The sequence below is a fragment of the Micromonospora sp. DT227 genome (genome assembly GCF_049841835.1).
Taxonomy (GTDB): domain Bacteria; phylum Actinomycetota; class Actinomycetes; order Mycobacteriales; family Micromonosporaceae; genus Micromonospora.
Map to the genome: position 1 here is coordinate 470504 of NZ_JBNCLA010000001.1, position 10859 is coordinate 481362.

Annotated in this window: 13 protein-coding genes, 1 tRNA gene and 1 pseudogene; 8 read left to right on the forward strand and 7 right to left on the reverse strand. The window is 73.1% G+C overall.

Annotated elements, in window-relative coordinates; translation table 11 throughout:
* A pseudogene (locus ACLQ2W_RS02365) lies at window positions 1-449 on the reverse strand (hypothetical protein); the annotation flags it as partial.
* A 93-nt stretch (window positions 450-542) separates the two neighbouring features.
* On the opposite strand from ACLQ2W_RS02365, the gene ACLQ2W_RS02370 reads away from it, so the two are divergent.
* On the forward strand, window positions 543-1253 hold the full coding sequence (locus ACLQ2W_RS02370; protein ID WP_425785054.1) for a PASTA domain-containing protein: 711 nt from the start codon (window positions 543-545) through the stop codon (window positions 1251-1253).
* Window positions 1254-1353: 100 nt separating this feature from the next.
* Window positions 1354-2106, forward strand: coding sequence for a PASTA domain-containing protein (locus ACLQ2W_RS02375; protein WP_425785055.1), 753 nt, complete (start codon window positions 1354-1356; stop codon window positions 2104-2106).
* A gap of 7 nt (window positions 2107-2113) precedes the next feature.
* On the opposite strand, the gene ACLQ2W_RS02380 is transcribed toward ACLQ2W_RS02375, so the two are convergent.
* A complete protein-coding gene (locus ACLQ2W_RS02380; protein WP_405091830.1) occupies window positions 2114-2542 on the reverse strand; it encodes a hypothetical protein in 429 nt (142 codons plus the stop codon).
* Between the two features lie 103 nt (window positions 2543-2645).
* Complete coding sequence (locus tag ACLQ2W_RS02385; RefSeq protein ID WP_405091831.1) at window positions 2646-2933, reverse strand: hypothetical protein; 288 nt, start codon at window positions 2931-2933, stop codon at window positions 2646-2648.
* A 594-nt stretch (window positions 2934-3527) separates the two neighbouring features.
* Between ACLQ2W_RS02385 and ACLQ2W_RS02390 the strand changes: the two genes are divergently transcribed.
* The 3 genes from ACLQ2W_RS02390 to ACLQ2W_RS02400 all read left to right on the forward strand — a co-directional run bounded on the left by ACLQ2W_RS02390 (window position 3528) and on the right by ACLQ2W_RS02400 (window position 5156).
* Window positions 3528-4409, forward strand: a complete 882-nt coding sequence (locus ACLQ2W_RS02390; RefSeq protein ID WP_107158177.1) for a helix-turn-helix domain-containing protein — start codon at window positions 3528-3530, stop codon at window positions 4407-4409.
* Window positions 4379-4600 (forward strand): DUF397 domain-containing protein, encoded by a 222-nt coding sequence (locus tag ACLQ2W_RS02395; RefSeq protein WP_107158178.1) that lies wholly within the window; start codon window positions 4379-4381, stop codon window positions 4598-4600. The genes ACLQ2W_RS02390 and ACLQ2W_RS02395 overlap by 31 nt, the downstream gene beginning before the upstream one ends.
* Before the next feature lie 151 nt (window positions 4601-4751).
* Window positions 4752-5156, forward strand: coding sequence for a hypothetical protein (locus ACLQ2W_RS02400; RefSeq protein ID WP_425785056.1), 405 nt, complete (start codon window positions 4752-4754; stop codon window positions 5154-5156).
* Here ACLQ2W_RS02400 and ACLQ2W_RS02405 read toward each other — a convergent pair.
* The 4 genes from ACLQ2W_RS02405 to ACLQ2W_RS02420 form a co-directional block, all read right to left on the reverse strand.
* Window positions 5124-5726, reverse strand: a complete 603-nt coding sequence (locus ACLQ2W_RS02405; RefSeq protein ID WP_425785057.1) for a hypothetical protein — start codon at window positions 5724-5726, stop codon at window positions 5124-5126. The genes ACLQ2W_RS02400 and ACLQ2W_RS02405 overlap by 33 nt on opposite strands.
* Before the next feature lie 89 nt (window positions 5727-5815).
* Entirely contained in the window at window positions 5816-6622 is an 807-nt protein-coding gene (locus ACLQ2W_RS02410) for a WecB/TagA/CpsF family glycosyltransferase (RefSeq protein WP_425785058.1), read from the reverse strand.
* Window positions 6619-7728 (reverse strand): NAD-dependent epimerase/dehydratase family protein, encoded by a 1110-nt coding sequence (locus ACLQ2W_RS02415; RefSeq protein WP_281933778.1) that lies wholly within the window; start codon window positions 7726-7728, stop codon window positions 6619-6621. The genes ACLQ2W_RS02410 and ACLQ2W_RS02415 overlap by 4 nt, the downstream gene beginning before the upstream one ends.
* Window positions 7729-7799: 71 nt before the next feature.
* Window positions 7800-7885, reverse strand: a tRNA-Leu gene (locus ACLQ2W_RS02420).
* 208 nt (window positions 7886-8093) lie between these two features.
* Between ACLQ2W_RS02420 and ACLQ2W_RS02425 the strand changes: the two genes are divergently transcribed.
* The 3 genes from ACLQ2W_RS02425 to ACLQ2W_RS02435 are packed head-to-tail and all read left to right on the forward strand — an operon-like array spanning window position 8094 to window position 10840.
* On the forward strand, window positions 8094-8897 hold the full coding sequence (locus tag ACLQ2W_RS02425) for an FhaA domain-containing protein (protein ID WP_107158181.1): 804 nt from the start codon (window positions 8094-8096) through the stop codon (window positions 8895-8897).
* Window positions 8898-8903: 6 nt separating this feature from the next.
* Window positions 8904-9398 carry an FHA domain-containing protein FhaB/FipA gene (locus ACLQ2W_RS02430; RefSeq protein ID WP_107158182.1) on the forward strand — a complete coding sequence of 165 codons (495 nt, stop codon included), beginning with the start codon at window positions 8904-8906 and terminating at the stop codon, window positions 9396-9398.
* Entirely contained in the window at window positions 9395-10840 is a 1446-nt protein-coding gene (locus ACLQ2W_RS02435) for a PP2C family protein-serine/threonine phosphatase (protein WP_425785059.1), read from the forward strand. The genes ACLQ2W_RS02430 and ACLQ2W_RS02435 overlap by 4 nt, the downstream gene beginning before the upstream one ends.
* Window positions 10841-10859: the final 19 nt, after the last annotated feature.

The following is a 10859-nucleotide window of genomic DNA, read 5'->3' on the forward strand; positions in this document are numbered from 1 at the left end:
TTGGGGGGGGGGGCGGGGGTTTCCACCGCCCTGGTCGCCCCCCGCCCGCCGAGCACCCGCCCCGCCGCGGGGGCGGGGGCGGCGACGGTCTGCGGCGCGGTGGTGTCCGGTACCCGCGCGGCCCGGGCCGGCACCGCCACCAGCAGCACGGTGACCAGCGCGCCGACACCGGCGGCCAGGGCGAGCCCGAGCCGGGGCAGCACACCCACCGGCTCGTCCCCACCACCGCGCAGGCGCTGGGCGCAGACCGCACCGGCGATGACCGAGGTCGCGGCGATCCAGGTGGCCCAGGCGAGGCTCGCCACCCACGCCGACTCGACGCGTACGGTGCCGGTGGGCGCCCAGTTGATGATGCCCAGCCCGTAGCCGAAGCCGAGCTGAGCGGCGCCCGCGCCGGCAGCGACGCCGAGCGCCGCAGCGGTCGATCCTCCCCAGCCCCGTCTGGCCATGCCGGGCAGCGTAGCGTCCCGAGGTCGGCCCGGCGAGTCGTGGGAGCGGCCGGCCGGGCCCGGACGGCTTGGCGGCACCGGCTACGGTCGCCGATGACTGAGGCGGGAGACGCGATGACGGACGAGCAGCAGCCGGTACGCGACGAGACCGGTCCGGACCGGACCCGGCTACTCGTCGGAGGCGGACTGGCGGCGGTCCTGCTGGCCGTGATCGGAGCCAGCGGTGGCTGGATCCTGGCCGGTGGCCCGGACCGGCCCACCGCCTCGTCCGAGGCCGTCTCGCCGCCGGCCGCCCCGCCGCCCGTTCCGTCCGGCCCGACCGGGGCCGCTCCCACGACGGACCGCCCGGGCGAGGACCGTCCCACCGGTACCCGTTCGCGCACCCCGGCCGGCCTCACCGTGCCGGAGCTGGTGGGTACTGACTTCGAGCGGGCCCGGCAGCAGTTGCGCGACCGTCGACTCGGTTGGCGGCTGGTGTTCGGCAGCGGCTCGGGACGCGCCGTGGAGCGCACGTCGCCCCGGCCGGGGGCGCCGGTGAAGCGCGGGGTCACCGTCACCGTCTGGGTCACCGGGCCGGCGCCCGAGGTAACCGTCCCCGACGTGGGTGGTGAGTCCTGCTCCGACGCCGCCGACGACCTGGTGGAGGCGGGGCTCTATCCCCGTTACCCGGCCGGTCGGCAGGGGCCGGTCAGCGGGCAGGACCCGGTCGCCGGGGGCACCGCCCACTGGAACGACCAGGTGTCGTTGACCTGCGGGAACGAGCCCTCGAGCACGCCGAGCGACGGCCCGCCGCCGACGCCCTGACGCCGTCCGGCGCGCTGATCCCGGCCGGCCCGGCCGTGGCCCGCTACCGTGGACGTCCGAGGGCCGCGAGCCCCGTCCCGGTGCGGGAAGGACGAGTGTCATGAGCGACGACCGTCAGGAACCACCCGCCGACGACGGGGACGCCACCCGGGCCCTGCCCCGGAACGCGGCCGGGGCGGGCGGGGACGCGGACGCGACCCGGCCGTTGCCCGGCGGGGCCCCTCGACCCCTCGACGCCACCAGCCGGCAGGAGCCGGTCGGTGACGCGCCCTGGTCCGGCCGGGCCGGCGTGCCGCCGCCACGGTCGGCGGCCTATCCGGAGCCGGGCGCCGAGTGGTACGCCGACGAGCAGGCCGGACGTCGCTGGTGGATGCCCATCCTGCTGGGCGTCCTGGCCCTGATCCTGATCGGGCTGATCGCGGCCGGGGTGTGGCTGGCGTCGCGGGCCGCCGACCGCGACTCCGGTCCCGGGCCGGCACCGTCGGCGGTGCCGAGCACCCCCGCACCGACGAACGCCACCCCGACCAGCGCGTCGCCGAGCAGTGCGCCGCCGACCACGCCGCCGGCCACGACGGCAGCCGCCGAGGTGCCGATGCCGCCGCTGGTGGGGGTGCCGGAGTCGGCCGCCCGAACGGTGCTGGACCGGCTCGGCATCGACTACCGCGTCCAGCGCCGAGCGTCGGACCGGCCGGCCGGGACGGTGATCGCCACGGATCCGGAGGCCGGTTACGCCGTGGGCGAGGGCGAGCGGGTCACCCTGGTGGTGGCCGCGTCCGCCGCGCCCACCACCGGCGCACCGACGACCGGGACGACCACTCCGGGCTCCGCGCCGGCCACCTCCGCCACGCCCTGACGCGTACTCACCACTGTCGGCGGCGGGCGCCGACCAGGCCGAGCCCGGCCAGCGAGATGGCGAGACCGAGCAGACCGGAGTAGAACAGCGGCCGGCTGAGGTCCGTCGGCTCGATGGGGCGGTCGGCGAGCATGCCGCCGCCGGCCCCGCTGCCCGCCGCGCCGGACGGGGGTGACACGTCGGCCCCGTCCGCCGCCGACGGCTGCTCGATCTCGTCCGGCTCGGCGTCGTCCGGTTCGACGGTCGGGCGGGCGTCCGCGCCGGCCACGGTGATCTCCGGGGCCGGTACGGGTTCGGCCAGTTGCTGGGTGGTGGAGAAGGCCGGGTGGCGGACCACGAGCGCGAGCGCGGTCGCGACCCCGAGGAAGACGAAGAGCCCGAGGGCGTAGCCGGTGCGGGACCTGTGGTGCCGCCGCGCGGTGGGCAGATTGACCATGACCATCCCTGGTTCAGGGTCCGTGGCGCGCGGGGTGGAACGTGCCGGGGTGGGCGTACCGATTCTATGGCGGCGGCACGCCCACGGGCCGGGAATCGTGAGGTCAGCCCACCCGGACCGGGGTCCGGGTGACCGGACGGCGGGCTGTCCGGACGGTGTGCTGTCGGGGGACCGGCGCGGCCTGGATCTGCCGCAGCCCCTCCTGCTGTACGAAGATCGACCGTCGGTTGACCGCGTCCCCCGCCGCGTTCAACTCGTAGCCGTCGAGCCAGAGCCAACCGTCGTAGGCCGGCCAGTCGAGCACCCGGATCACCCGGAACATGATCGGTCGGAAGAACTGGACACTCGCCGCGCGCGTCACGTGCAGTACGTCACCGGAGCGGGGAAGCACATGGGCTCCTGGGAGGGTTCGGCCGGCACGGGGCCGGCGAGCTGAACGGGTCGGTGCGGTCCGGCGACGGGGGGTCTACCTCGTGGACCGGCGGTCGGTCGGTGCTGGTCGGGCCGTACCCACGGTGGCGAGCCGCCACCCGACCATCACCCGGCTGCTCCCGGTTACCGCTCCCGCCGCCGCAGCCGAGACGGCGTGCAGCGGCGGGGTCTTCTACTCCGGGGCAGGTCGCACGGCGCGGGACGGCTCCCCTCCGGCCGTCCCGCGAGCGTGGTGTCACCACGCGCGGAGATCAAGCGAAGACGGTGAGTAACCCGTGCCATACGGACAGAGTGCATCAGCGAGGTGCGACATGCAAGTTGCACGTCGACTTTTGCCGATAGGTGAGCGGGACACGTGAACCGGACGCTTGAAGCCTCAGGTGCCGGGCCGGCACACTGGACGCCGGTTTCGCCCGTCGCGGCCGGTCGACGACCGGCACCACCCCCGCCGCGAACGCTTGCCCGCCGCCCGCCGGTCGCGCCCACGGCGGGTGTGGAACCGGGCGCGACCGACCGGAGGTAGCCGGGTGACTGCGAGTCCTGGAGCCGCGTCGTGAGCGAACGGCGCAGCCCGACCATCCGTCGGCGCCGACTCGGCGCCGAACTCCGCCGGCAACGGGAAGCCGCCGGCATCACCATCGAGGTGGTCGCCGAGCAGTTGGAGTGCTCGGCGTCCAAGGTCTCCCGGATCGAGACCGGCCACACCACCGCGACACCCCGCGACGTGCGGGACATGCTCCGCATCTACGGGGTGGTCGGCGCGGAGAGCGACGAGCTGGTGCAGATCGCCCGCGAGGCACGGCAGAAGGGGTGGTGGCATCCGTACAGCACGGTGCTGGTGGGCGCGTACGTCGGCCTGGAGGCCGCGGCCAGCCAGATCCGGGCGTACGAGCAGCAGGTCGTGCCCGGCCTGCTGGAGACCGAGGAGTACGCCGGGGCGATGATCCGCGCCGCCCGTCCGGACTTCACCGCCGACCAGATCGACCAACGGGTCCGTGTCCGATTGGGCCGACAGTCGTTGTTGACCCAGGACGATCCGGTCGATCTGTGGGTGGTGCTCGATGAAGCGGTGCTGAGCCGGCCGGTTGGCGGCGACGCGGTGATGCGTAGTCAGCTCAAGCGGTTGGTGGAGGTGGCCCAACTGCCGAACGTGACGGTGCAGGTCCTCCCTTTCGAGGTGGGGGCCCACGCCGGTATGGACGGCACCTTCACGATCCTCAGCTTCCCCGAACCGAGTGATCCCGATGTCGTGTACGCGGAGAACGCCACGGGTGGGCTCTTCCTGGAGAAGAGCGACGAGCTTCAGAAGTACAGCTTCATCTTCGATCACATTCGAGCAGCGGCCATTCGACCGGAGGAGTCCGTCGCACACATCGCGAGACTGGCAGAGGAGCCGCTGTGGAAATGGCGACCAAGGAGTTCCCCGTGGACCTGACGCAGGCGACGTGGTTCAAAAGCTCGAAGAGCGGGCCGAACTGCGACAACTGCGTGGAGGTCGCGTACGTGACCGGGGCGGTCGGCGTCCGGGACTCGAAGGACAAGGCGGGCCCCGCCCTGGTCTTCGCCCCCGGTGACTGGCACGCATTCGTCGCCCGGGCCCGGGGCGGAGCCTTCGGCCAAAGCTGATCGGTACCCCCGAGAAACGGTCCCGCCCGCCAGCGTCGTCGGGCGGGACCGTTCCACGTCCACCGGCCGCCGACGCCGGGCACCCGTCGCCTGTTCCGTTCCGCCTCGTTGAACCGCACGGATCGGCAACCGAACGAGGCAGGCGAGACTGATGACGACGATCGGTTCAGAGAATCTCACCAACGGCCCGGGCAAGCCCGAGCGGTTCGGTGGCAAGTACCGTGGGGCCCGCCGGGACACCGTCCTGACCGAGGTGGTCTCCACCGACGGCGAGGACCTCACCGCCCGGGACACGGGCGCGCCGGAGCCGTCCGCGCCGACGCTCTCCCTGCCGTCGCTGGACCCGAACCCGCTGACCGAGCCGTCGTTCCCGCCCAGCGGGTGGCCGATGGAGCAGCAGGAGTCCCTGGTGGACCACCCGCTGCTGCGCGGGCTGCTGCTGGAGTTGCCGCCCAGGGGGAGCGTGCCCCCGCCCGGCTGGCTGGACCGCTGGTTCGAAGCGACCCGGGCGATCCTCGAACTGCTATACGTGCAGGGCACCGGCCGGACGCGTTGACACCGCGGTCGCCCGGGGCATCGCCCGCTCGGCGAGCCGGTTGTGCCGCAGCGCGTGGCGTACCCCGATCGTGGCCACGCCGAGCACCGCGACGGTGATCGCCGGGCCGGCCACCCCCGGCGCGGCGAACAGGTCGACCCCGACGGCCGGCGGCACCGCCACCAGCGCCGCGAGCGCGGTCGCCTGGATCGGGAGCACGATCAGCGGGTGTGCGGCGGCGGCCCGCAGCCCGTGCGGCGCCGGGGTGCCCGGCGCCGCGGTGAAGGCGCTCGCGCCGGCCCGCAGTCGCCGGAGCCGGCGTACCGTGCAGACCGCGACGAGAGCCGTCGGGGCCGCCGCGACCGCGAGCCCGGCGGCGGCCTTGTCGAGCGCCGTGTCGCCGCCGCTCTGCAGGCCCGCGACGAGGAGCGCCGCGGTGAGCGTGAGGCCGGTCAGCACCAGTGCGGACAACCATCCGGTACGCCGGCGCAGCGCGCGGGCGCGGCGCAGCCCGGGCAGGCCCTCCGCGACCAGGCCGGCGGCCAGCCAGACGGCGGCGACGGGGAGCAGCAGAGCGAGACGGTCATCCATGGGCTCAGCCTTGCCCAGTTCGGCGTCCACCGAATCCGGGACGGCACCCCGGTCGACCCGGAACGTCGTCCCGTAGGGGGCGGGCCGGATCAGACGTCGAAGGTGGACGGACGCCCGGTGGCCGGCGCCGGCGGGGTGGCCTTCCACAGGCCGGTCTTCTGCGCCGCGAGCCGGGCCAGGTAGGCCGGGTTGAGGATGACGTACCGGCGCCAGAGCCGCTTCGGCTCCAGGCCGAGCCGCCAGAACCACTCCAGCCCGGCGCGCTGCATCCACGGCGGCGGGTTGCGCAGCAGGCCGGCGTGGTAGTCGAACGCCGCGCCGACCGCCATCAGCGGCATGTCCAGCAGCGGTCGCATGGCGTACGCGAAGACCTCCTGGCGGGGGCAGCCCAGCCCGACCAGGACGAGGCGCGCGCCACTGCTCCGGATCCGGTCGGCGATCTCGGCGTCCTCGCCCGGCTGGACGGCCCGGAACTTGGACGGCTCGACGCCGGCGATCTTCAGCGCCGGGAACTTGCGCTCCAGCGCCGGGATCAGCCGGGACAGCGTCTCCTCGGTGGAGCCGTAGAGGTAGACCGGCAGCCCCTCGTCGGCGAACCGGGCGAGCACCCGCAGGGTCAGCTCCGGCCCGTAGACGCGGTCGGTGAGGCCGGCGCCGTGCAGCAGGTTGAGCGCCCAGCGCACCGGCTGGCCGTCCGGGGTCACCACGTCGAACGCGTTGAGCCGGGCGTTGTGCGCCGGGTCGAGCACCCCGGTCATCACGCCGTGCACGGCCAGCGCGGTCAGCGCCAGGGGACGGCGTTCCCGGGCGGCGTCGACCACCGCCTCGGTGGCCCGGGCGTAGTCGGTCGCGTCGACGCCGACGCCGAGCACGTTGCGCTTCGTGTCGCCGGTCATGCCTGCGGCACCCACTTGTCGACGTTCGCCTCGTGGATCTCGCGGAGGATCATCGGCACGTCGTATGTGATCTTCCAGGCCGGGTAGTGCTCCTCGAACCGGGCCATGCTGCTGACGTACCACTGGTGGTCGCCGGTGCGGGCCTGCTCGACGTAGTTGATCCGCGCCTCGCGGCCGGTGATCTCCTGGGCGATCCGGAACGCCTCGATGTGCGAGGTGTTCGAGTGCCGGCCGCCGCCGAGGTTGTAGACCTGGGCGGACCGCGGCTCCCGGAAGAACGCCTCGAACGCGGTGAGCACGTCGTGGGAGTGGATCGCGTCCCGGACCATCTTCCCCTTGTAGCCGAAGAGGTTGTACGTCCGGCCCTCCATCACGCACCGCATCAGGTAGGCGAGGAAGCCGTGCAGCTCGGCCGCGGAGTGCGCCGGGCCGGTCAGCGTGCCGCCCCGGAAGCAGGCGGTCTTCATGTCGAAGTACCGGCCGTACTCCTGGACCATCACGTCCGAGGCCACCTTCGAGGCGCCGAAGATCGAGTGCAGCGACTCGTCGATCGACATGTCCTCGGTGATGCCGCCGTACCAGTGGTGGTCCTCGGGCAGCTCGTAGCGCGTCTCCAGCTCGATCAGCGGGAGCGAGTTGGGCCGGTCGCCGTAGACCTTGTTGGTGGAACAGTGGATGAACGGCGCGTCGATCGCGTGCCGCCGGGTGTTCTCCAGCACGTTGAGCGTGCCGCCGGCGTTCACGTCGAAGTCGGTGAACGGCTCCTTGGCGGCCCAGTCGTGGCTCGGCTGGGCGGCGCTGTGGATCACCACGGCGATGTCCCGGCCGTACCGGGTGAAGACCTGCTCCAGGCCGTCCCGGTCCCGGATGTCCACGGCGTGGTGGGTGTACGCGGAGCCGAGGTCGGCGGCGAGCCGGTCGAGGCTCCACGCGGTCGAGCCGTCCTCGCCGAAGAAGTACCGCCGCATGTCGTTGTCGATGCCGACCACGTCGAGACCGAGGCCGGCGAAGTGCCGGGCCGCCTCGGAGCCGATCAGACCGCCGGAACCGGTCACCAACGCGACACTCACACGCCACTCCTGGTCCATGGGAGGCAGGGAAACCATCGGAGCATAGCGTGACGTCCGGTACGCCCCGATACGGCGCGAGGGCCCCGCAGCCTGCGGAGCCCTCGTTCTGGTGGGGATGGGGGGAGTTGAACCCCCACGTCCTTTCGGACACACGGACCTGAACCGTGCGCGTCTGCCATTCCGCCACATCCCCGTGGCACGACCGGAACACCATATCGCATCCCGCGCCCGCCATCTGCGGCGGGTGTCGGGACATATTACGCTGTCCACTGGTCTTGCCACGAACGATCACCGCTCGTGGCGGGCGAAACTGTAGCACGCTCGCGGGCCTGGTCACGAACGGGTCTACGGTAGCCGGCCGAGCGGCGTGTGAGCTGCGGAGGCGGTGTCCGGATACCATCATTGCCTCGGGACCCGAGGAGGAGCCGGTGAGCGTGCTGCAACGCTTCGAGAAGCGTCTGGAAGGCCTGGTCGAGGGGGCCTTCGCCAAGGTCTTCAAAGGGGTGGTCCACCCCGTGGAGATCCTCAACGCCATGCAGCGGGAGGCCGAGGCGCACAAGGCGATCCTGGCCGGTGGGCGCACGTTGGTGCCCAACCGCTACGTGATCGATCTCTCGCCGTACGACCACAGTCGGTTGGCGCCGTACGCCGCCGCGCTGGCCCAGGAGCTGGCCCAGTCGCAGGCGGAGTTCATCGGCGAGCAGGCCTGGACGGTCTACGGCGACGTGATCGTCGAGGTCGAACGCGGTGAAGGGCTGGACACCGGCATGTTCCGGGTCACCGCGGAGGTCTACACCGGCGGCGACGTCGCGCCGGTCTCCGCGCCGGGCGGCTACGACCAGGGCGGCTACGACGCCGGCCCGGCGTACCCGGCCTACGACCAGGGTGGCGGCTACGGTCCGCCGCCCGGCCACGGCGGCGGTCGCAACGTCCGCCTGGTCTCCGGCGACGGGCGCACCTACCCGCTCCAGATGGGCTCGACCGTGATCGGTCGCGGCGACCAGGCCAACCTGCGTCTGCCCGACGTCGGCATCTCCCGGCGCCACGCCCGGCTGGACTTCGACGGCGGCCAGGTCGTGCTGACCGACCTCGGCTCCACGAACGGCACGATGGTCAACGGCCAGCGGGTCTCGGCGGTCGCCCTCAACCCGGGCGACATGATCCAGCTCGGCACCACGACGCTGACCTTCCGCGTGGACGGCTGATCCCCGTTGCCGGAGCTCGTCATCACCGTCGCCCGGTTCGGGTTCCTCATCCTGCTGTGGATCTTCGTCTTCACGGTGGTCGGCGTGATTCGCCGGGACCTCTTCGCCGGGGCCCGGTCGAGTCGCCTGGTGGCCGCGCCACGCGGGGTCGGCGCGTCGACCAACCAGCCCGCCCCACCCGGCAAGCCGGCGAAGGCCAAGCGGGGCCGCGCCGCCCACCAGATGGTGGTCACCGCCGGTCAACTCGCCGGCACCCGGATCACGCTGGGGGAAGCGCAGATCACCATCGGTCGGGCGGAGGACTCGACGCTGGTGATCACCGACGACTACGCCTCGGCGCGACACGCCCGGCTCGTGCCGCGTGACGGGCAGTGGTACGTCGAGGACCTCGGATCAACTAACGGCACCTACCTGGATCGCGCTAAGGTCACCGGACCAACCCCCGTCCCCCTCGGCGTGCCGATCCGGATCGGCCGCACTTCCCTCGAATTACGGCCATGACTCTGACCCTGCGCTACGCGGCCCACAGTGACCGCGGTCTGATCCGAGACGGTAATCAGGATTCCGTCTACGCCGGACCGCGGCTGCTCGCCGTTGCCGACGGCATGGGCGGCATGGCCGCCGGTGACGTCGCCAGCAACATCGTCATCGGTGCCATGGCGCCGCTCGACGAGGACGTCCCCGGTGACGCCCTGGTCGACGCGCTCCGATCCGCCGTGGGCACCGCCAACCAGCAACTCCGCGACACCGTGGACGCCAACCCGCAGCTGGAGGGGATGGGCACGACGCTCACCGCGACCCTCTTCTCCGGCAGCAAGCTCGGCATGGTCCACATCGGTGACTCGCGGGCCTACCTCCTGCGCAACGGCGAGTTCGCGCAGATCACCAAGGACGACACCTACGTCCAGATGCTCGTCGACGAGGGCCGGATCAGCGCGGAGGAGGCGAGCAGCCACCCCCAGCGCTCGCTGCTCACCCGCGCGCTCGACGGCCGGGACATCGACCCGGAGTACAGCGTCCGCCAGGTGCTGCCCGGCGACCGGTACCTGATCTGCTCCGACGGTCTCTCCGGCGTGGTCAGCGCGGACACCATCGGCGACACCCTGCGCGAGTACCCCGACCCGCAGCAGTGCGTGGAACGCCTGGTGCAGCTCGCGCTGCGCGGCGGCGGGCCGGACAACATCACGGTGATCATCGCCGACGCGACCGACCAGGACATCGTCGAGGCGTCCCCGATCGTCGGCGGCGCCGCCGCCCGCGACCGGGGCATGGCGACATCGGCCGACGACTCCACCCCGGCGGCCCGCGCCTCGGCACTGTCCGCCCCCCGGGCGCCCGTGCCCGAGGAGCCCGCCGACAACCGCGACGACGAGCCCGAGCCGCGTCGGCGACGGCCGCTGCGGACCGTGGCCATGGCGCTCGCGCTGGCTGTCATCGTCGCCGGCGCCGTCTTCGGCGGCTGGACGTACACCCAGCGGCAGTACTACGTCGGGGCCACGGACGACGGTCAGCTCGCGGTGTTCCGTGGGGTGCCCGGCCAGGTCGCCGGCCTCGACCTGTCGGACGTGCACGCCCGCAGCGAGTCCCGGCTCGACGACCTGACCCTGGCCGCCCAGGAGCGGGTGAAGCAGGGCATCCAGGCCAAGAGCGAGCCGGACGCCGAGCGCCGACTGGCGGAACTGACGAGCGACGACCCGGCCAACCCGAACCTCAAGCCGCTCTGCCCGCCGAGTCCGGCGCCCGGCACGACGCCGGCCACGCCCAGCCCGACGCCGGTGGCGACGGCCGGCGCGCTGTCCCCGGCGGCCACCGGCAGCGCCGTCCCGCCGACCCCGACGCCCGGCCCGCCGACGCCCACACCGACGTTGACCATCACGCCCGACGCCGTAGTCTCCGACACCGTTCCGCCGGCCGATCCCGCCGGTTGCCGGTCGCCGGAGTGAGCGCCGGCTCGATCCCGAG